Below are 20,639 nucleotides of genomic sequence, written 5' to 3'. Positions count from 1 at the left end.
TTTGCTTCAATTTCGTCGAATCGTTTTCTCCGTCGTCAGCGCGCTGGCGCTGGCTGCACCGGTATACGCAGGTAAACTCGCTATCGTGATTGATGACTTCGGTTATCGTCCACACTATGAAAATCAGGTGCTGGCGATGCCGTCGGCCATCTCTGTCGCCGTCCTTCCGAATGCCCCTCACGCGCGTGAGATGGCGACCAAAGCCCACAGCAGCGGTCATCAGGTTCTCATCCACCTGCCCATGGCACCGCTCAGCAAGCAGCCGCTGGAAAAAGATACCCTGCGCCCGGATATGAGCAGCGAGGAGATCGAGCGCATCATCCGCGACGCCTACAACAAAGTGCCGTACGCCGTTGGGCTGAACAATCACATGGGCAGTGCGATGACCTCCAGCCTGTACGGGATGCTCAAAGTGATGCAGGCGCTGGAGCGTTATAACCTCTACTTCCTCGACAGCATGACCATCGGCAACAGCCAGGCGATGCGCGCCGCTCAGGGAACGGGCGTAAAGGTGATTAAGCGTAAGGTGTTCCTGGATGATACCCAGAACGAAGCTGATATCCGCATGCAGTTTAATCGCGCGGTACAGCTGGCCCGCCGTAATGGCTCGGCCATTGCCATCGGTCACCCGCACCCGTCTACCGTTCGCGTCCTGCAGCAAATGCTGCCGACCTTGCCTTCCGATATCACGCTTGTACGTCCGAGCGATCTGCTGAACGAGCCGCAGGTGGATACCTCCACACCGAATTCTGCGCAGCCCGTCCCTACAGCGCCGCGTAATCCGTTCCGCGGCGTGAAGCGCTGTGTACCGAAGCAGCCGCTTGAACCGGTCTACGCGACCCGCTTCTTCTCTGTTATCGGAGACAGCATCAGCAACAGCACGCTGGTGAAATACGTCCAGCAGCAGTGGCAGGGATGGGGTAAGAAAGCCTGACGATAAAAAAGCCACCGTCATGGTGGCTTTTTTATCACTTCAGTTCGAAAGAACCGTCGAGGATCTGGCTATACAACGTCGGCTGGCCGTTGTCTGTAGTTTGGTATTGTTCTTTGTGCGAGAGCTTATAAATGCCCACGGGATCATTATTTAGCATCGCCATGGTCGTCAAATCAGGTTTCGCTGAGATGAACTGGCGAATCAGAAAGCGATTATTCCCGGTGACCGGCTGTTGATCCATGATCTGACGAAACTGCGGATAGCACTCGCGCGCATATAAGAAACTGTAATCAATCAGGAAGTATTCAATCAGGATATCGTGGTGTTGCCAGTAGCGATACAGAATATCCCGAACCGTCTTTACCAGTGAGCATCCCTTTTGGGCTGCAAGAAAATAGGCCGTCCAGTAACCCTGGCTCAATGCGTTTTCAGGTGAATCAAAACGTAGTGATGAGAAGGTGTTCTCAAAAAATGTTTCCGGCACCGGCTTCGTCATGAACACCGTGGCGTCCATCCAGATCCCGCCATATTGATACAGCAGAGAACAGCGAACAATATCAGAGTATTGCGCCTTACTAATCAGCCCCGCCTGGTATTTCGTTTTGATGTGTTTAGGGAGAGTAAGGTAGTCAGGGATATTCTCATCCGTCAGGATAATGACCTGCGCATCCGGCGTGTTTGCTTGAACAGATGCAATGCATCGTTTCACCAACTCAGGCGCGCTATCGAGCCCCTGGAACCAGCAGATCCAGATGACGCGTGATTGTTCCGATTCAGTTAGTTGCGCAGCGTCAGGCTGAACATGCAGATCATCAATAACGCTAAAAATTGTCTCTTTTTTCTTCCGCTCAAAATGGCTGGCCGCACGCTGAAAAAGAGAAAAACCCGTTTTTTTGTGCCAGCGTCGGGTTTTCTTGATGAGCTTATTCGTTGCATTGAGATTCATCATTTCACCTTAATAAATTCAGAATAGCTCTTTTAGCGTACGGCGAAGCAGTTTCATTTTTAACTTAGCGTCTTTTTTACGCCCTCGTAATAAACAATTCATACGAGTCGATTTAAACCCACGAAAAGACATGAGCTGGAACAAGTTATTACTGCGAGTAACTTCAGACATGTACTGTCGATATTTAAAATAGAGCTTACGGTACGCATTGTATTTTTTAACTTGCGACGTAATCCGATCGCTCCCGTGTTCAGCATCCACCATCGCAGTACTGAAACTGTACTTGATACCTGGACCATATTTCAGAATTAATTTAATCCAGACGTCGCGATCTTGCTGTTGTTTAATTTCAGGAGAAAATCCGCCTACCCCTAATAGTTTTTCTTTAGTGGTCAAGACCTGATTGCCCACCACGTTTTCGCACAAAATATCCTGTAGCGCAATTATCCTTTTATCATCAGTATCCGGATAAGTGCGGTGGGTCTTATCAAGCCGGGCGGGGGTATCCGTCACAAAGGCATACTTATCATCATACCGCTCAGCGAGTTTCGTCAGACGTTCTGGCAGGAAATAATCGTCATCATCCAGCCCCGTCACAAACACGCCGTGCGATAGCGCATAACCCCGGTTACGGCTGAAGTTAGAACCGCTGTTCTTTTCGTTACGTTCGTAGATGAAATGCACAAAACGCGCTTCACACTCCGCGCGCATACGCTCGATAAGTTGAGCGGTTTGCTCATTAGAACAATCATCAACAATAACCAATTCTACCGCAGGGTATGTCTGAGCAATAACTGAACGAATTGCGCGCTCCAGCAACGCCTCTCTGTTGTAGGTGGTGATGATTACTGAAATCAGTTCGTTCATGGCATGCTCGTCTGGTAAAAGGTATTTCTCCATCGGGAGAATACCTTTTTCCCGATGGAGAATCAAAACGATTACTTAATGACCTTATGGTGTTTGTTCTGTTCAAGGAAAACAATCGACATTATCAACGTCAGCATCCAGGCTACAGGGGTTGTTTTTGAATAGAACATCACGCCACCTACTCCGAACATAACAATCGAGACCAGGAAAGCGAAAAGAATAATACTTTTACGGATACGTAATGCATACCAGCCAAGCGATATAACAAACAGAATATAGAGAATAACGCCTGAAGGACCTTTTACAGAAAGCGTTTCAACGATTTCATTATGAAGATGACCACGAATGTGATCCAGTGCACCTGACAGGCTTGGATCTTTATTAACTTCATCAATTATCTTTGCGTTTCGCTCATCAGTAGACTGCCATAAATAACTATTTTTAGATGCAGCTAATCCCACCTTCCACATAGCAAAACGAGCCCCAACAGAAGTGGCACTGTTCGCTTTATCATAGGAAGCGATGTCATTATTAAAGTCATTATAACGCTGTGTCAGACTGTCTTTCATCATAAATGCGCCTGCCAGCAAAGCGATCAGAAAAACAGACACCCCCTTCCACGGAATATGCTTGTCCCGGTACAGCTTAAACACCATCAAGCCGAAGAAAATAATCGGATAGGTCAAAATAGCTGCCCGCGTTTCTGTCGCCACCAGTACCAGGAAGGTAATAAAGAAGTGCGCGAGTATAAACAGCTCTTTCCATCGACTTGAACTGTGTTGTAGCACCAGAATCGTATAGAACGAGATAAACGCAATGGTATAGGCAGCTCCTGTTGCATCAGCTCCACCAGCAAGGGAGAGCGTTACCCTTTGGTTTTCAAGAAACAGGTGTTGGTACCCGGCGTAGACAATAATCATCACCTGCAATGCGATAGCCAGCAGCATATGAATCTTATTGCTACCTACTTTGAGCTGATTACGGTTCACAAACACGAAGATGGAAAATGCTCCGAACAGGCAGATTTTCCCGACTTCAAGATAAGCGCGATATGAGTTGATCGCCGCACTATCAACCTTATACATTCGGTACCAGACCAGATCGCAAATCCCGATGATCAACAGGACCAGACAAAGCCAGAATGCATCATTCTTTCTGAAATTTTTAATATCCAACAAGAAAATAACGAATGCGGTAACACCCGCCAGGCCCAAAATTTTGGCAGATAAATTGGGTGAAACAACTACGCAACCAAAAGCGATAGCACACAGTCCAAAGAGTAATTGCAACAACGCAAACTGGACCTTATCTCGTTCTACATTAATCATCATTATTCCATTTACTAAGAAGGCAAAGCAGGCTAGCACACTGCTAAATGCAAGTTTATCGCACCAGTGTTAACGAATATTACGCCAGTCATAGGACTTCCCGGTCGTGTCCAGCACGGAAACGTTCTTATTGTAACCGGTAAGCCAGGACTGTACCGACTGGACAGGCTCCCCCTGGCGATGGATCCCAAGCCACAGCTCTGCCAGCGTATTAATATCATCAGCTGACCATACGGTATTGTAATCTCCGGTATATTGCTTACCAGAATCCACCTGATGTCCGTACCAGATAAACACCGGGATATGCAGCGCCTCTCGCGGAGGATTAACGTTACCGTGGGAGTAAGCGACTGCACGCTTCGGATCGCGAATGAGGCCATGATCGGAGAAATACATGACGGATGAGCGCGAGTTTTCCAGAAGGCTAAAGACCTTGCCCATCAACGTATCCGTATATCGCACAGAGTTGTCATAACAGTCATCGGCTTCATTATCACCGTGCAAAACCGCCTGGCTGGCAGGGAAGCGTCGACAGGAAGGTTCGTGACTTCCGTACAAATGCAGAACAATTAATTTCTTGCCCGGCGCTTTAAGCGCATTCTGCAACAGCGGCAAAAGGTCTTCGTCGTAGCCCCCGTCAATCCATTCATGCTGTTTCGTGTTCAGAGCAATGCCGGTAATGACGTTATTATGCGCCCCTCCTTTACCCTGACGACTAAACCAGTACGTATCATATCCCGCTTTATTAGCGATATTGATGACGTTATCGCCATACTTACGCGGATCGCGTGCATTCACAGTATCCGCGGTTAACGCCAGCGGTACCGCCATAATCGTGACCGGTGCAGGCGTAACGGCATTGCGGAACAGTAAGAGCTGCGATTTTTGCTTTTCCAGCTCTGGAGTAGTATCTCGTTGATAACCATAGATACTCATATTTGCCGTACGCTCAGACTCACCAATGATCAGCACATAGTTTTCGATGCCGGTATCGGATAACGTGATTTTATAATCAGGAATATTTTTGCCGATATTGGCCACCACGGCATTATCTTCAATGGCCTGCATAAAGACTTTTGATGTGCTAACAGGCGTCGCCTGAACCACGCGCTGTGCCAGGCTTTCGACGCTGCTTTTCCTGAGTTGATGCTGCAAGGCCTGACCATAAAAAGCCAGCAGCGTGACGGCAAGCGCAACGGCGGGCCAGCGACGAAAACGCGGCGCGACAGGCCATTTGCCGGTATTCGCGGTATAAATGAACAACGCGGACAGGGCGATAAAGATCAGGCAATCGCGCCAGTACAAACCGAGCATCGAACTTGCTTCACCCGGTGTCGTATTGAGTACGCTCAGCGCAAAACCATAACTAAACGCAGAATTGAAATTACTCCAGGCGTATAGCTGTAAAGTAATATCTGCTGCAACCGGAATTAATAAAATAATCGCCAGTACATTCCTGATTAATTTATTGTTTATACATTTTAATGTCAGCAATATCAGCGCGAAAACCAACGTGCGGTTAATCACCGCATTATATTTAGCATGTATAATATTAACGCCAATGACTATTAGCAGAGAAATAACGACAGTAAAGAAAGCGGTAAATCGCGAAGGTGTCTCAACCAACTTCTGTGAAAACAGTGTGGACATAATGACCTGATTAGCCTGGCAATATCTTTCCTGACGAAATCATTTTGATTGCAAGAATGAACGTGCGGAGAAGACAGAATGGATGAAATTTCGCCAGAAGTTAACAAGTAACTTCTGGAAAGTCAAACCGCTAAGAAAGAGTGCTGGCACCCGTAAAAGCGATGCCAGCAGACAGGTTACTCCCAGCTCAGGATCACCTTCCCTGACTGGCCGGAACGCATCGCGTCAAAGCCCTGCTGGAACTCATCGATGGAGAAACGGTGAGTAATAATCGGGGACAGATCCAGACCGGACTGAATTAATGCCGCCATCTTGTACCAGGTCTCAAACATCTCGCGGCCATAGATGCCCTTGATGAACAGCCCCTTGAAGATCACTTTGTTCCAGTCGATAGACATATCCGACGGCGGAATGCCCAGCATCGCGATACGACCGCCGTGGTTCATGGTGTCGAGCATGGTGCGGAACGCCGGCGGTGCACCGGACATCTCCAGGCCCACGTCAAAGCCTTCGGTCATGCCCAGCTCTTCCATCACGTCGGTCAGGCTCTCTTTCGAGACATCCACCGCGCGGGTGACCCCCATTTTGCGCGCCAGAGACAGACGGTATTCGTTCACGTCGGTGATCACAACGTTGCGCGCACCCACGTGCTTCGCCACGGCTGCCGCCATAATGCCGATTGGGCCCGCGCCGGAGACCAGCACGTCTTCACCGACCAGGTCGAAGGAGAGCGCGGTGTGTACCGCGTTGCCGAACGGATCGAAGATGGAGGCCAGATCGTCAGAAATATTGTCCGGGATTTTGAAGGCGTTAAAGGCCGGGATCACCAGGTATTCCGCGAAGCAGCCCGGACGGTTCACGCCCACGCCGATGGTATTACGGCACAGGTGCGTACGTCCGCCGCGGCAGTTACGGCAGTGACCACAGGTAATATGGCCTTCACCGGAGACGCGGTCGCCAATTTTAAAACCTTTTACTTCCTGGCCGATGCCCACCACTTCGCCGACATATTCGTGACCGACAACCATCGGTACCGGAATGGTTTTCTGCGACCACTGGTCCCAGTTGTAGATGTGAACGTCAGTACCGCAGATAGCCGTTTTACGAATTTTGATCAGCAGATCGTTATGACCGACTTCCGGTTCCGGCACGTCGGTCATCCAAATCCCTTCTTCCGCTTTCAGTTTGGATAACGCTTTCATCACACGTCCTCAGGCAATGACGCCCAGCTGTTTGCCGATGCGGGTAAAGGCTTCCACCGCACGTTCAATTTGTTCAGGCGTATGCGCCGCAGACATCTGGGTGCGGATACGCGCCTGACCTTTTGGCACCACCGGGAAGAAGAACCCGGTGACGTAAATACCTTCTTTCTGCAGTTCGCGGGCAAATTGCTGCGCGACGACCGCATCGCCCAGCATCACCGGAATGATCGCGTGGTCAGCACCGGCCAGGGTGAAACCTGCGGCGCTCATTTTTTCACGGAACAGACGGGCGTTGGACCACAGACGGTCGCGCAGCTCAGCGCCAGACTCCACCATCTCCAGCACTTTGATGGAGGCGGCAACAATCGCCGGCGCCAGGGAGTTGGAGAACAGATACGGGCGAGAGCGCTGACGCAGCCACTCAACCACCTCTTTGCGCGCGGCGGTATAGCCGCCGGATGCGCCGCCAAGCGCTTTGCCCAGCGTACCGGTGATGATGTCCACGCGGCCCATGACGTCGCAGTATTCGTGGGAGCCCCGGCCGTTTTCGCCGACAAAGCCCACCGCGTGAGAGTCATCGACCATCACCAGCGCGTCGTATTTGTCTGCCAGGTCGCACACGCCCTTCAGGTTAGCGATCACACCGTCCATGGAGAACACGCCGTCGGTGGCGATCAGTACGTGGCGAGCACCCGCTTCACGAGCCTCTTTCAGGCGCGCTTCCAGTTCAACCATGTCGTTGTTGGCGTAGCGGAAACGCTTCGCTTTACACAGGCGTACGCCGTCGATGATGGAGGCGTGGTTCAGGGCGTCGGAGATAATCGCATCTTCTGCGCCGAGCAGGGTCTCAAACAGACCGCCGTTGGCGTCGAAGCAGGAGGAGTACAGAATCGCGTCTTCCATTCCGAGGAAGCTCGCCAGCTTTTGCTCAAGCTGCTTGTGGCTGTCCTGGGTACCGCAGATAAAGCGTACGGAGGCCATGCCGAAACCGTGGGTGTCCATGCCGTTTTTTGCAGCGGCAATCAGCTCAGGATGATTCGCAAGACCTAAGTAGTTGTTCGCACAAAAGTTAATCACATGGCTGCCGTCGGCAACGGTGATGTCCGCCTGCTGGGCAGACGTGATAATACGCTCTTCCTTGAACAACCCTTCCGCACGTGCGGTGTCGAGGTCGCTGTTTAACTGTTTGTAAAAATCACCACGCATTGCAATTCTCCAGACTCGGCAAATTTCGGGACATATTACCCAAACCTATAGTTCATGACGAGATGACACGTCATCTCTTATCGTTTTTGCAGCATAAATCACGCGTACCCCTGCGCTGTGAAGGTGAATGGCTGAAGGGCAGCCATACTAATGATATGATAGAGACATTAGCGTCCGGGATTGTCCCCGGGCTCCACACTTCAAAGGTTACAGTTATGATCATCGTTACCGGCGGCGCAGGCTTTATCGGCAGTAATATTGTTAAGGCTCTCAATGACAAAGGCATCACCGACATCCTGGTGGTTGACAACCTGAAAGATGGCACTAAGTTCGTCAACCTGGTGGATCTGAACATCGCTGACTACATGGATAAAGAAGACTTCCTTATCCAGATTATGGCAGGCGAAGAGTTCGGCGAGATCGAAGCCATCTTCCACGAAGGTGCGTGTTCTTCCACCACCGAGTGGGATGGTAAGTACATGATGGACAACAACTATCAGTACTCTAAAGAGATCCTGCACTACTGCCTGGAGCGTGAGATTCCGTTCCTGTACGCCTCCTCCGCGGCAACCTACGGCGGCCGCACCTCGGACTTCATCGAATCCCGCGAATATGAGCAGCCGCTGAACGTCTACGGTTATTCTAAATTCCTGTTCGACGAGTACGTGCGTCAGGTTCTGCCAGAAGCGAACTCACAGATCGTTGGTTTCCGTTACTTCAACGTCTATGGACCGCGTGAAGGCCACAAAGGCAGCATGGCAAGCGTGGCGTTCCACCTGAACACCCAGTTGAATAACGGAGAAAGCCCTAAACTGTTCGAAGGCAGCGACGGCTTTAAGCGCGACTTCGTTTACGTGGGCGACGTGGCGGCCGTAAACCTGTGGTTCTGGGAAAACGGCGTGTCCGGCATCTTCAACCTCGGTACCGGCCGTGCGGAATCCTTCCAGGCAGTGGCTGACGCCACGCTGGCGTATCACAAAAAAGGCAGCATCGAGTACATTCCGTTCCCGGAAAAACTGAAAGGCCGTTATCAGGCGTTCACGCAGGCCGATCTGACCAACCTGCGCGCCGCAGGCTACGACAAGCCGTTCAAGACCGTTGCCGAAGGAGTAACGGAATATATGGCCTGGCTGAACCGCGACGCGTAAGTATGAGAATTCTGGTGATCGGCCCGTCATGGGTGGGCGACATGATGATGTCGCAAAGTCTCTATCGCACGCTCAAGGCGCGTTATCCCCAGGCGATAATCGACGTGATGGCACCCGCATGGTGCCGTCCGCTGTTATCGCGTATGCCGGAAGTGAATGAAGCCATCCCGATGCCACTCGGCCACGGGGCGCTGGAAATCGGCGAACGCCGCAAGCTCGGTCATAGCCTGCGCGAGAAGCGCTACGATCGCGCGTATGTCCTGCCAAACTCCTTTAAATCCGCCCTGGTGCCCTTCTTTGCGGGCATCCCACATCGCACCGGCTGGCGCGGTGAAATGCGCTACGGTCTGCTGAACGATGCGCGGGTGCTGGATAAAGAAGCCTGGCCGCTGATGGTGGAGCGCTATGTGGCGCTGGCCTATGACAAAGGCGTGATGCGCAGCGCGAAAGATCTGCCGCAGCCGCTGCTCTGGCCACAGCTTCAGGTTAACGACGGTGAAAAATCCCAGACCTGCAGCACGTTTGGTCTTTCGTCTGAACGCCCGATGATTGGCTTCTGCCCAGGCGCCGAGTTCGGCCCGGCAAAACGCTGGCCGCACTATCACTATGCGGAGCTGGCGAAACAGCTGATTGACGAAGGCTACCAGATTGTCCTGTTCGGTTCGGCAAAAGATCACGAGGCTGGCAACGAAATTCTCGCCACGCTGAGCAACGAGCAGCAGGCCTGGTGCCGCAATCTGGCAGGAGAAACGCAGCTTGAACAGGCTGTTATCCTGATTGCCGCCTGTAAAGCGGTGGTCACTAACGACTCTGGCCTGATGCACGTCGCCGCTGCGCTCAACCGCCCACTGGTGGCGCTGTATGGCCCAAGTAGCCCGGACTTCACGCCCCCGCTTTCTCATAAAGCGCGCGTCATCCGCCTGATCACCGGCTACCACAAAGTGCGCAAAGGCGATGCCGCAGAAGGCTACCATCAGAGCCTGATCGACATTACGCCAGCGCGCGTTCTCGAAGAGCTTAACGAGCTGCTGTTGAGCGAAGAAGGATAACGAATGCGGGTACTGATCGTTAAAACTTCTTCGATGGGCGATGTTCTGCATACGCTGCCGTCACTGACGGACGCCATGCGGGCCATTCCCGGCATTCGTTTTGACTGGGTGGTGGAGGAAGGCTTCGCGCAGATCCCCACCTGGCATGAAGCGGTTGACCGCGTGATCCCGGTGGCGATTCGCCGCTGGCGCAAAGCGTGGTTCTCCGCGCCGATTAAAGCCGAACGCAAAGCCTTCCGTGAGGCGGTGCAGGCACAGCGTTACGACGCCATCATCGACGCCCAGGGGCTGGTAAAAAGCGCCGCGCTGGTAACGCGTCTGGCACACGGCGTAAAGCACGGGATGGACTGGCACAGCACCCGCGAACCGCTGGCGAGCCTGTTTTATAACCGTCGTCATCACATCGCAAAGCAACAGCATGCCGTCGAACGTACCCGCGAGCTGTTTGCCAAAAGCCTGGGCTATGCGAAACCGGAAACCCAGGGCGACTATGCAATTTCCCGGCATTTCCTGCACGCCTCATCGCAGAAAAGCGACCCTTATTTGATTTTCCTTCACGCGACAACCCGCGATGACAAGCACTGGCCGGAAGCGTACTGGCGCGAACTGATCGGCCTGCTGGCAAGCGCGGGGCTGCGTATTAAACTCCCGTGGGGCGCACCGCACGAAGAGGCACGGGCCAAACGTCTGGCAGAAGGGTTTGATTACGTGGACGTTCTGCCACGCATGAAACTTGACGGCGTCGCTCAGGCGCTGGCAGGCGCTACGGCTGTGGTCTCCGTGGATACGGGCCTCAGCCACCTGACGGCGGCGCTGGACCGTCCTAACATCACGCTTTACGGCCCAACGGACCCGGGCCTGATCGGCGGCTATGGAAAAAATCAGTATATCTGCCGCCCGGAACACTCATCGCAGTTGAGCGATCTCAGCGCCGCTGCGGTATTTGCGCAATTAGAGCCTTTGCTGGCAGCAGAGAGAGCCTATGTCTGATTTTTTCTCAGCGGAGCGCCCGCCAAAGCGCGTGCTGATTATTAAGCTGCGTCACCACGGTGACGTTCTGCTTACCTCGCCGGTTTTTACCGTGCTGAAAAAGAACTGGCCGAACGTGGAGGTCGACGCGCTGGTCTATGACGACACGCAGGCGATGCTGACCAGCCACCCGCATATCGACCAGGTCCATACTATTGGGCGCAACTGGCGCAAAAAGGGGTGGTTTGAACAATTCCGCCTCTACCGCGCCCTGCTGAATACCCTGAAAGACCGTCAGTACGACGTGCTCATTAACCTGACCGAACACTGGCACGGCGCGCGTCTGGCGCGTCGCCTGAAGCCGCGCGTCTCCGTCGGCTTTAAGCCGGATAAACGCGGGGGCCTGGCACGTCGTCGCTGGGTGAAGTCGTTCACCACGCTCTACCCGGCGATTCAGGACAACAGCCGCCATATGGTGGAAGTCAATCTGGATGCCCTGCGCCGGATCGGTATTCATCCCCAGTCCGACGAAGACAAGCATACGCTTTTTGTGCCTGGTGACGCGGCAGAAGCCTCTGTTGCCGAAAAACTAGCCGGGTTTGGGCTCACGAGTAAATCCTATATCCTGGTTCACCCGACCTCGCGCTGGATGTTTAAGGCCTGGGATATCAAAAAGCTGGCAGCGACCATTGATAACCTGGCGGCGCGCGGCTTGCCAATTATCCTTTCCGCCGCACCGTCAAAAGAAGAGAAGGCCTACATGGACGAGCTGCGCGCTGCGCTCACCCAGCCGGTCTTTGATTTGAGCGGTCAGTTGAACCTGAAAGAACTGGGCGCGCTCATGAAGCACGCGCGGGTCTATTTCGGTGTGGACTCCATGCCGATGCACCTTGCAAGCGCCGTCGGTACCCCGACCGTCGCCATCTTTGGCCCTACCGGCGCCATCAAGTGGGCACCGTGGGGGGTGAACTATCGCGTAATCGTTGCCGGGTTTACCTGCCAGCCGTGCGGTAAAGCGGGCTGCGGAGACAGCGGTGTCTCAGACTGCATCACAGCCATCACCCCACAGCAGGTGCTGAGCGCCATCGACACGATGCTCCTGGAAAATCCTGCATGAAGCTGGCGATAGTCCGACAAACCTACAACCCCAACGGTGGTGCAGAGCGTTTCGTCTCGCGCGCGCTTAACGTGCTGTCGCAGGACACGTCCCTGGACGTGACGCTGATTGCCCGCCAGTGGGAAGACGCCACCGGCTGGAAAACGCTGACGGTCAATCCGCCGTTCCGTAACCGTATCGCCCGTGAATCCGGCTTTGCCACCGAAGCCGCTTCGCATTTTGCGCAGTTTGATATTGTGCAAAGTCACGAGCGCATACCGGGAGCGACCATTTTCCGGGCCGGGGACGGGGTTCACGCCGCCTGGCTTGAGCAATATGGCCGCATCCTCTCGCCACTGGCGCGCTGGGCGCAATCTCTGAGCCGCTATCACCGCTACATTCTGCAGGCTGAGACGCAGATGTTTACCCATCCGCAGCTGCGCAAGGTGATCTGTAATTCGAAGATGGTGCGCGATGATATTGCCCGTCGCTTCGGGCTGTCGGAAGACAAGCTGACGGTGATCTACAACGGCGTAGACACCGTTCAGTTTAGCCCTGAGGTCCGCGCCCTTTCGCAGCGTGATGCACTGGGCATTCCCCGTAACGCACCGGTACTGGCGTATGTTGGGTCAGGTTTCAGCCGTAAAGGTGTCGCCACCGCGCTACGCGCCATTGTGCCGCATTCTGACGTCTGGCTGCTAATTGCCGGACGCGATAAACATGCGCGGAAGTTTGAAAAACTGGCACAGGCTCTGGGGGTTTCCTCACGCGTGAAGTTCCTGGGACCCGTTGCCAACGTGCGCGAAGTCTATGGGACGGCTGATGCTCTGATCCTGCCGACGCTTTACGATCCCTTCCCGAACGTCTGCGTGGAAGCGCTGGCCTGCGGTCTGCCGCTGCTTACCAGCCACGGCTGCGGTGCGGCGGAGTGGATAAACGAGGGTAAAAACGGCTGGGTGCGTGATGCGCTGGATAGCGAAGGCTACCAGCAGGCCATATCTCAATGGCTGAAAGGCCGTGAACAGGGTGTCGATTACTCCGCTGCTGCGCGTGCAACTGCAGAGCCCTTCACCCTGGACAGAATGGCGAAAGAGCTGCAGGCACTTTATCGCGATCTGCTGCGCTGAGCCGCATCGGAGAAGACCTTCTCCATCGCGTCCAGCATACATTCGCGGGTAAAATGTGTACTCAGATAGTCATACCCCTGTTGCGCGAGCGTCTCGCGAAGGGCTGAGTCGTCATAGAGTTTCATTATGGCATCGTGCAGTGCGTTTTCGTCGCGCTGCGCGATTAAAATGCCCGTCTGCCCGTTAATCACCGCATCTCCCGTTCCACCGGCGTCCGTCGCAATAGTTGCAATACGAGTGGCTAATGATTGCAGTACGCCCTGCGGAACACCTTCCATATCGTGCGAAGGACTCAGCGCAATATCAAAGGCCGGAAACCAGCGTTCCGGATCGGGTTGATGTCCCGCCATGATCACGCGCTGCTGTAATCCCAGCGCGGCGATTTCCTGTTCCAGCGTCGCCTTGTGCGGGCCTTCGCCGACAATCGCCAGCTTGATGTGTGGATTGTCGATTTTCGCCAGGGCGCGCAACAGTACGCTATGGCCTTTGTTCGGGCGCAAATGCGACACCACACCCAGCCAGAAATCGTCTCCGGACAGGCCACAATGCGCGCGGGCTTCGTGCTTATCTCTCGGGTGAAAACGCTGCGTATCGACACCGCTTGGCACCGAGGTACTCTGGGACATCGGCACGCCAATATTTGCCACCTGATGACGCAACGCCTCCCCCGTGGTCACGATATGCGCACAGGCCGTGCGGAACAGCCAGCGGGTCGTCCAGTTGTTGCGCGGTACGCCTGACGCATGACGGGTGCGGACCAGCGGCACAGGGTTGGCGAGCGTCAGATTCGCCAGCGCCACCAGCCATGTATCGGCAGAGTTGTGACTGTTGATAACGTCAATCGACTGACGGTTATCCTTCAGCCAGCGACGCAGCAACCGCAGATTTTTAAGGTTCTTGCGCTTCAACGGCATCGTGACAACCGTCAATCCGGCATTGCGCGCCAGCGCATGCAGCGGCGCGGTTTCCGGACAAAGGAGAGTAACCTGATGGCCACGCTGAATCATCCCAAGCGATTCGTTGATAATGCGCAGAGGCTGTCCGCCTTTGCCACCGTCTGCTTCAGTGTGAACAATATGCATACATTTCCTGTTAAGAATCTCGTCCGCGTGACGCTAATTTGCCGCCTGGCAGGATCTTTGTCCCTCCAGGCATATGTTTTTAGTATCCACCAGATATAATACAGCACGAATGGTATCACCATATTGGGTGGCCTGCCCTGAACACAACGGAGAAAGCATGTCCGACACACCTTTATTGAGCCTTGTAGTCGCCGTCTATAACGGTGAAAAATTCCTCAGCGCATTTTTCGACAGTATCAAAGCTCAACATCTGGACAGTCTGGAACTGGTCGTTGTGAACGACGGGTCAAGCGACAACTCCTCGGCCATCATTGCGCAGTACGCCGGAGAATTCCCGTTCTACAAGGTCATTGACCAGGCGAACCAGGGCGTCTCGGCGGCCCGTAATACGGGTCTGGCGCAAGCGACAGGCGAGTACGTCGCGTTCCCGGATATCGACGATGTCATTTATCCGGGCATGTATCCGCGACTGCTTGAAATGGCCAAAAATAACAATCTCGATGTGGCTACCTGCAACGGCACGTATATCTACGATGACGGCAGGCCGTCGAAGAAAATCTTCCCGTCCGACAAACTGCAATCTACAGACGTGCTGGATGGCCCAACGTGGCTACAGCACGCGCTGGCGTCGCGTAAATTCCTGCACGTTACCTGGCTGAATATTTATCGCCACGCATTTATTAAAGAGCAGGGTTTCACCTTTGAGCATGGTCTGCGTCATCAGGATATCCCGTGGACCACTGAAGTGCTGCTTACTGCAAAACGCGTGCAGTACACTGACGAAACGTTCTACGACTACCTGATTCATTCCGCCTCCGTCTCGCACACGCCAGGAACGGATGACACGCGTATGCGTAACGCCCGTCACTACATGAAAATCCTGGAAATGCTGGATGTTATCAACCAGCGCTACCCGGAGGCCGTGCGCCGGGTGCCGGCCTGCAGGTGGCAAATTGCAAAAGAGGGGCTGGGCATTCTGCACGCTATTAACAACATCGGCGATCTCAGCAAAAAACGCGAAATCATCCGTGAACTGTTCGACCGCGGTATCTGGGCACTCATCTGGAAAAATGCCCGTGGACTGCGCCAGCACTGGCGGCTGGGTCGCCGTTATTTCCGTTTGAAACGGTATCTGGCATAAGAGATAGCTTTACCTGGCTTAAATGCTTAGAATTTGCCCGCCGAAACTAAAAAAACGGATAATCGCTTGGAATTGTTGTATACCGCTCTGCTCTACATCATTCAGCCACTGGTGTGGCTGAGGCTGTTGCTTCGTAGCCGTAAAGCGCCTGCGTATCGTAAACGCTGGGCTGAACGCTATGGCTTCTGCCGCAATAAAGTCGCTCCGGACGGTATTTTGCTGCATTCCGTTTCTGTCGGTGAAACACTGGCGGCAATCCCGCTGGTTCGCGCCCTGCGTCACCGCTACCCGTCGCTGCCAATTACCGTCACGACGATGACGCCAACCGGCTCGGAGCGCGCGTTATCCGCTTTTGGCAAAGACGTCCATCACGTCTATCTCCCTTACGATCTGCCCTGCGCCATGAATCGTTTCCTCAACACCGTGCGCCCGAAGCTGGTGATTGTGATGGAAACCGAACTGTGGCCGAACATGATTTCCGCCCTGCATGCCCGTAAAATTCCGCTGGTGATTGCCAACGCGCGCCTGTCAGAGCGCTCGGCGAAAGGCTACGGCAAGCTGGGTAAATTTATGCGCCGCCTGCTGAGCAAGATCACGCTGATCGCCGCGCAGAATGAAGAAGATGCGGCACGCTTTGTCTCTCTGGGCCTCAAACGCAACCAGCTCGCGGTGACGGGCAGCCTGAAGTTCGATATTTCTGTTACCCCTGAGCTCGCTGCCCGTGCGATCACGCTGCGTCGCCAGTGGGCCCCGCGTCGTCAGGTCTGGATTGCGACCAGTACCCATGACGGTGAAGAAGAGATCATCCTGCAGGCTCACCGCAAGCTGCTGGAAAGCTTCCCTGATTTACTGCTGATCCTCGTGCCCCGCCATCCGGAGCGTTTCAAAGATGCCCGTGAAATGGTGCAGAAAGGCGGTTTCAGCTTCACGTTGCGCAGCAGCGGTGAGATCCCTTCCGGCAGCACCCAGGTGGTGATTGGCGATACGATGGGCGAGCTGATGCTTTTGTACGGCATTGCTGACCTCGCGTTTGTCGGTGGCAGCCTGGTCGAGCGTGGCGGACATAACCCGCTGGAGCCAGCAGCCCACGCCATTCCGGTGCTGATGGGGCCGCACACGTTTAACTTCAAAGATATCTGCGCGAAATTACAGCAGGCCGATGGTTTGATTACCGTGACCGATGCAGATTCAGTAGTCAAAGAGGTATCGACCCTTCTGACTGACGAAGATTATCGCCTGTGGTACGGGCGCCATGCGGTCGAAGTGCTGCACCAGAACCAGGGTGCTCTGACCCGTCTGCTGCAACTTCTGCAACCTTACCTGCCCCAGCGGAGCCACTAATGTCAACGCGTCTGTCGGTCGTGATGATCGCCAAAAACGCCGCCGACCTGCTTCCGGACTGCCTGGCCTCCGTTGCCTGGGCTGACGAGATAGTCATTCTTGACTCCGGAAGTACGGACAACACGGTGGACGTTGCCCGGGCAGCGGGAGCAAAAATCTTTGTCGACGCTGACTGGCAAGGCTATGGCATCCAGCGCCAGCGCGCGCAGGGGTATGCCACCGGTGAGTATGTCCTGATGCTCGATACTGACGAGCGCATTACGCCAGAACTTCAGCAGGCCATTCAGGCGGTACTTTCCTCGCCCCAGCCTGGCGCCGTATACAGCATTGCCCGCCGCAACTACTTCCTTGGCCGTTTTATGCGCCACAGCGGCTGGTATCCTGACCGCGTGATGCGCCTCTACGAGCGCGAGCGGTATCAGTACAACGATAATCTGGTGCATGAATCCCTGAGCTGCGATAACGCCCAGGTGATCCCCCTGACGGGCGACCTGTTGCACCTGACCTGCCGCGATTTCGCCAGCTTCCAGCGTAAACAGCTCAACTATGCCACCGCATGGGCGCAGGAGCGTCACCAGCGCGGCAAGAAGGCCTCGCTGACGGGTATCTTTACCCACACGCTGGGCGCGTTCCTGAAAACGCTGCTGCTGCGCGGCGGCGTACTGGACGGTAAGCAGGGCTGGTTACTCGCGGTAGTGAATGCCCAGTATACTTTCAACAAATACACCGAGCTGTGGGCGCTCTGCCGCGGCTACTCAGAGAAAACGTGAGCCATGAGCACAAAAGCGATTTATCCGGGTACCTTCGATCCGATCACCAACGGTCATCTCGATATTATCACCCGTGCAGCGTGCATGTTCGACAAGGTGATCCTGGCCATTGCCGCCAGCCCCAGCAAAAAACCGATGTTTGACCTCCACGAGCGTGTGCAGCTCGCCACCGATGCCATTTCGCACCTGCCGAACGTTGAGGTGGTCGGGTTTAGCGACCTGATGGCTAACTTCGCCCGCGCTCAGCAGGCAAACATTCTGATCCGTGGTTTACGCGCGGTGGCAGACTTCGAGTATGAGATGCAGCTGGCGCACATGAACCGCCACCTGATGCCGGAGCTGGAGAGCGTGTTCCTGATGCCCTCCAAAGAGTGGTCGTTTATCTCGTCCACGCTGGTAAAAGAGGTGGCGCGTCATCACGGGGACGTTACCCATTTCCTGCCGGTTAACGTCCACCAGGCGTTGATGGAAAAGCTAAAGTAGCCCTATTTCTGGCACTGACGGCAGTAGAACGTGGCGCGCTGGGCGTGCTTCGTGGCAATAACTGGCGTGCCGCAGACTCTGCACGGTTCGCCCTTACGGCCATACACCTGAAGCTCCTGGGCAAAATAGCCCGGCTTACCGTCACTTTGCAGGAAGTCCTTCAGCGTTGTCCCGCCCTGCTCAATCGAGCGAAGTAATACGGCTTTAATCACCCGGACCAGCAGCTCACACTCCTGCGCCGACAGCGAAGAGGCCAGCCGATCGGGATGGATCCCGGCGGCAAACAGCGATTCGCTGGCATAAATATTCCCCACGCCGACCACCAGCTTGTTATCCATTAGCCAGGGCTTAATCGGGCTTTTCTTCTTCGCGCACTTCGCCTTAAGATATTCCGCGTTAAACGCGTCTGAAAGCGGCTCCGGGCCCAGATGCGCCAGCACGTTATGTCCTTCCAGCTCCTTCGTCCACAGCCACGCGCCAAAGCGCCGTGGGTCGGTGTAACGGAGCACTTTGCCGTTGCTCATCACCAGATCGACGTGGTCGTGCTTTTCAGCAGGCAGTTCTTCGGTAAGGATGCGCAGGCTCCCGGACATCCCCAGGTGGATAATAATCCAGCCGTCGGGCAGCTCCAGCAGCAGATATTTCGCGCGACGCTGCACGCTAAGGACGGGTTGATCGCTCAGGGCATGGATCTCATCGGACACCGGCCAGCGCAGACGTCCGTTGCGGACCACCGCGTGAAGAATCGTCGCGCCGACCAGATGGGGCTCAATGCCGCGACGGCTGGTTTCTACCTCAGGTAATTCAGGCATGGTTCCTCCGTTGAGATACAGAATGCAAAAAACCCCGCAGTTGCGGGGTTTTTCGATACAAGGAGACTAAAATTATTTGATTTTAGCTTCTTTGTACAGTACGTGCTGGCGTACAACTGGATCGAACTTTTTCAGTTCCAGTTTTTCCGGCTTAGTACGTTTGTTCTTCGTGGTGGTGTAGAAGTGACCTGTACCAGCAGAAGAAACCAGCTTGATTTTCTCGCGAATACCTTTAGCCATGATTTATTTCCTCTTTAAGTACTTAGTACTTTTCGCCACGGGCACGCAGTTCAGACAGAACTGTATCGATGCCTTTCTTATCGATTACACGCATACCTTTAGCAGATACGCGCAGGGTGACAAAACGCTTCTCGCTCTCAACCCAGAAACGGTGAGAGTGCAGGTTCGGCAGGAAACGGCGTTTAGTCGCGTTCAGTGCGTGGGAACGGTTGTTACCGGTCACCGGACGCTTGCCAGTAACTTGGCAGACTCGGGACATGTCTATTCTCCAAAAATCAAATTAGCTCGAGCTTCGTATGGGGTATCGGCGCCTCGTCAGGCTTTACAGCCCGGTCATCGCATAGTTCTAAGTGAACTCTCGATTGCCAGGCCCAAATGCCAAACCCGAGATTCTCAAAGGTGGCGTAGTATACGCTGACTCGGCGGTGTGCTCAAGTCCCGAACAGACAAAGATCCCGATGGATCGCGAGAAATAGCCTAAATCCAGCCATGTTCTGCGAAAGAAATGTACTCACCGCGGCCAATTATCAGATGGTCCAGCACACGAATGTCCATGAATTGACAGCATTTGATAATGCGTTCGGTGATTTCTTTGTCCGCTCTGCTCGGTTCTGCACAGCCAGAGGGGTGATTATGCGCGAGGATCACGCCCGCTGCATTCACTTTTATCGCTTCCCGCACAATTTCACGCGGATGCACCTCAACGTGGCTCAACGTGCCCGCAAAGAGACAGCTATGTTTCAGCACCCGATTTCTGTTATCAACAAAGATCACCATAAAGATCTCGCGTTCAATATCGGTTAACTGGCTTTGCAGGAATTCGCGCGTCATCGCGGGCGTCAGGATCGGATCGTCCTTCTCCATGCGGACATTGTAAAAACGACGGGCAAGTTCGGCAATGGCCCGCAGCTGGGCATATTTCGCCACGCCGATCCCCTCAACGTGCGTAAACTGCGCCAGATCGGCGGTCAGTAAACTGTACAGCGAACCGAAACGTGCTATCAGCTCTTTTGCCAGCGTAAATACCGTTTTGCCGGGCGTTCCGGTACGTAAAAAGAGCGCCAGCAGTTCGTCATCTTTTAACAAGGTGACGTCGTAGCGCAGCAGTTTTTCACGCGGCAGCAGCTGCTCATCCTCTTCTTCCATGCTCTTTCTCCCTTTTTTAACCGCATGCTGCCACACGCCAATCCGGCGCTCGACGGCCACGTTGCGTTCTTGCGTAGCGCCTCGCAAAGTGGTCGAAGGACA

21 protein-coding genes are annotated in these 20,639 nt (G+C 54.2%); 10 read left to right on the top strand and 11 right to left on the bottom strand.

Annotated features, from left to right (window positions below; all coding sequences use genetic code 11):
- Position 1: 1 nt before the first annotated feature.
- Complete coding sequence (locus tag GXP72_RS00725) at positions 2–934, top strand: divergent polysaccharide deacetylase family protein (protein WP_045907903.1); 933 nt, start codon at positions 2–4, stop codon at positions 932–934.
- A gap of 34 nt (positions 935–968) precedes the next feature.
- Here the strand turns inward: GXP72_RS00725 and GXP72_RS00720 are convergent, their stop codons facing one another.
- The 6 genes from GXP72_RS00720 to kbl all read right to left on the bottom strand — a co-directional run bounded on the left by GXP72_RS00720 (position 969) and on the right by kbl (position 8,133).
- A complete protein-coding gene (locus tag GXP72_RS00720; RefSeq protein ID WP_244319934.1) occupies positions 969–1,883 on the bottom strand; it encodes a capsular polysaccharide synthesis protein in 915 nt (304 codons plus the stop codon).
- A gap of 15 nt (positions 1,884–1,898) precedes the next feature.
- Positions 1,899–2,747, bottom strand: coding sequence for a glycosyltransferase (locus GXP72_RS00715; RefSeq protein WP_024906613.1), 849 nt, complete (start codon positions 2,745–2,747; stop codon positions 1,899–1,901).
- A gap of 71 nt (positions 2,748–2,818) precedes the next feature.
- Entirely contained in the window at positions 2,819–4,078 is a 1,260-nt protein-coding gene (locus tag GXP72_RS00710; protein ID WP_348273148.1) for an O-antigen ligase family protein, read from the bottom strand.
- A gap of 66 nt (positions 4,079–4,144) precedes the next feature.
- The gene (locus tag GXP72_RS00705; RefSeq protein ID WP_024906615.1) at positions 4,145–5,725 is read right to left on the bottom strand and encodes a phosphoethanolamine transferase; all 1,581 of its coding nucleotides are present in this window, start codon (positions 5,723–5,725) and stop codon (positions 4,145–4,147) included.
- 176 nt (positions 5,726–5,901) lie between these two features.
- Entirely contained in the window at positions 5,902–6,927 is a 1,026-nt protein-coding gene (gene tdh / locus GXP72_RS00700) for an L-threonine 3-dehydrogenase (RefSeq protein ID WP_024906616.1), read from the bottom strand.
- Between the two features lie 9 nt (positions 6,928–6,936).
- Complete coding sequence (kbl, locus tag GXP72_RS00695; protein ID WP_024906617.1) at positions 6,937–8,133, bottom strand: glycine C-acetyltransferase; 1,197 nt, start codon at positions 8,131–8,133, stop codon at positions 6,937–6,939.
- A 215-nt stretch (positions 8,134–8,348) separates the two neighbouring features.
- Between kbl and rfaD the strand changes: the two genes are divergently transcribed.
- From rfaD to GXP72_RS00670, 5 genes are read left to right on the top strand one after another with little or no spacing between them, the layout of a single operon-like run.
- Positions 8,349–9,281, top strand: coding sequence for an ADP-glyceromanno-heptose 6-epimerase (gene rfaD / locus GXP72_RS00690; protein ID WP_024906618.1), 933 nt, complete (start codon positions 8,349–8,351; stop codon positions 9,279–9,281).
- 2 nt (positions 9,282–9,283) lie between these two features.
- Positions 9,284–10,330, top strand: a complete 1,047-nt coding sequence (gene rfaF / locus GXP72_RS00685; RefSeq protein WP_090420369.1) for an ADP-heptose--LPS heptosyltransferase RfaF — start codon at positions 9,284–9,286, stop codon at positions 10,328–10,330.
- Positions 10,331–10,333: 3 nt separating this feature from the next.
- Positions 10,334–11,320, top strand: coding sequence for a lipopolysaccharide heptosyltransferase RfaC (rfaC, locus tag GXP72_RS00680; protein ID WP_157188425.1), 987 nt, complete (start codon positions 10,334–10,336; stop codon positions 11,318–11,320).
- Positions 11,313–12,416, top strand: a complete 1,104-nt coding sequence (gene rfaQ, locus GXP72_RS00675) for a putative lipopolysaccharide heptosyltransferase III (RefSeq protein WP_157188424.1) — start codon at positions 11,313–11,315, stop codon at positions 12,414–12,416. Before rfaC ends, rfaQ begins: the two co-directional genes overlap by 8 nt.
- Positions 12,413–13,522: a glycosyltransferase family 4 protein gene (locus GXP72_RS00670; protein WP_090420366.1), complete on the top strand. Its 1,110-nt coding sequence runs from the start codon at positions 12,413–12,415 to the stop codon at positions 13,520–13,522. Before rfaQ ends, GXP72_RS00670 begins: the two co-directional genes overlap by 4 nt.
- Here the strand turns inward: GXP72_RS00670 and GXP72_RS00665 are convergent.
- On the bottom strand, positions 13,501–14,604 hold the full coding sequence (locus GXP72_RS00665) for a glycosyltransferase family 4 protein (RefSeq protein WP_208763389.1): 1,104 nt from the start codon (positions 14,602–14,604) through the stop codon (positions 13,501–13,503). The genes GXP72_RS00670 and GXP72_RS00665 overlap by 22 nt on opposite strands.
- Before the next feature lie 157 nt (positions 14,605–14,761).
- On the opposite strand from GXP72_RS00665, the gene GXP72_RS00660 reads away from it, so the two are divergent.
- From GXP72_RS00660 to coaD, 4 genes are all read left to right on the top strand, one after another.
- Positions 14,762–15,745, top strand: coding sequence for a glycosyltransferase (locus GXP72_RS00660; protein WP_208763388.1), 984 nt, complete (start codon positions 14,762–14,764; stop codon positions 15,743–15,745).
- 66 nt (positions 15,746–15,811) lie between these two features.
- Positions 15,812–17,086: a lipid IV(A) 3-deoxy-D-manno-octulosonic acid transferase gene (gene waaA / locus GXP72_RS00655; protein WP_024906625.1), complete on the top strand. Its 1,275-nt coding sequence runs from the start codon at positions 15,812–15,814 to the stop codon at positions 17,084–17,086.
- Positions 17,086–17,856 carry a glycosyltransferase family 2 protein gene (locus GXP72_RS00650; protein WP_208763387.1) on the top strand — a complete coding sequence of 257 codons (771 nt, stop codon included), beginning with the start codon at positions 17,086–17,088 and terminating at the stop codon, positions 17,854–17,856. Before waaA ends, GXP72_RS00650 begins: the two co-directional genes overlap by 1 nt.
- 3 nt (positions 17,857–17,859) lie before the next feature.
- Complete coding sequence (gene coaD, locus GXP72_RS00645) at positions 17,860–18,339, top strand: pantetheine-phosphate adenylyltransferase (RefSeq protein WP_008502695.1); 480 nt, start codon at positions 17,860–17,862, stop codon at positions 18,337–18,339.
- 2 nt (positions 18,340–18,341) lie between these two features.
- Here the strand turns inward: coaD and mutM are convergent, their stop codons facing one another.
- From mutM to radC, 4 genes are all read right to left on the bottom strand, one after another.
- The gene (mutM, locus tag GXP72_RS00640) at positions 18,342–19,151 is read right to left on the bottom strand and encodes a bifunctional DNA-formamidopyrimidine glycosylase/DNA-(apurinic or apyrimidinic site) lyase (RefSeq protein ID WP_032643723.1); all 810 of its coding nucleotides are present in this window, start codon (positions 19,149–19,151) and stop codon (positions 18,342–18,344) included.
- 72 nt (positions 19,152–19,223) lie between these two features.
- Positions 19,224–19,391: a 50S ribosomal protein L33 gene (gene rpmG, locus GXP72_RS00635; protein ID WP_003024094.1), complete on the bottom strand. Its 168-nt coding sequence runs from the start codon at positions 19,389–19,391 to the stop codon at positions 19,224–19,226.
- A 22-nt stretch (positions 19,392–19,413) separates the two neighbouring features.
- Entirely contained in the window at positions 19,414–19,650 is a 237-nt protein-coding gene (rpmB, locus tag GXP72_RS00630; protein WP_002436699.1) for a 50S ribosomal protein L28, read from the bottom strand.
- 218 nt (positions 19,651–19,868) lie between these two features.
- A complete protein-coding gene (gene radC, locus GXP72_RS00625) occupies positions 19,869–20,537 on the bottom strand; it encodes a DNA repair protein RadC (protein ID WP_048992806.1) in 669 nt (222 codons plus the stop codon).
- Positions 20,538–20,639: the final 102 nt, after the last annotated feature.

Source organism: Enterobacter sp. SES19 (assembly GCF_011765665.1).
GTDB classification, from domain to species: domain Bacteria; phylum Pseudomonadota; class Gammaproteobacteria; order Enterobacterales; family Enterobacteriaceae; genus Enterobacter; species Enterobacter pseudoroggenkampii.
This window is presented reverse-complemented; position numbering and strand designations above follow the sequence as displayed.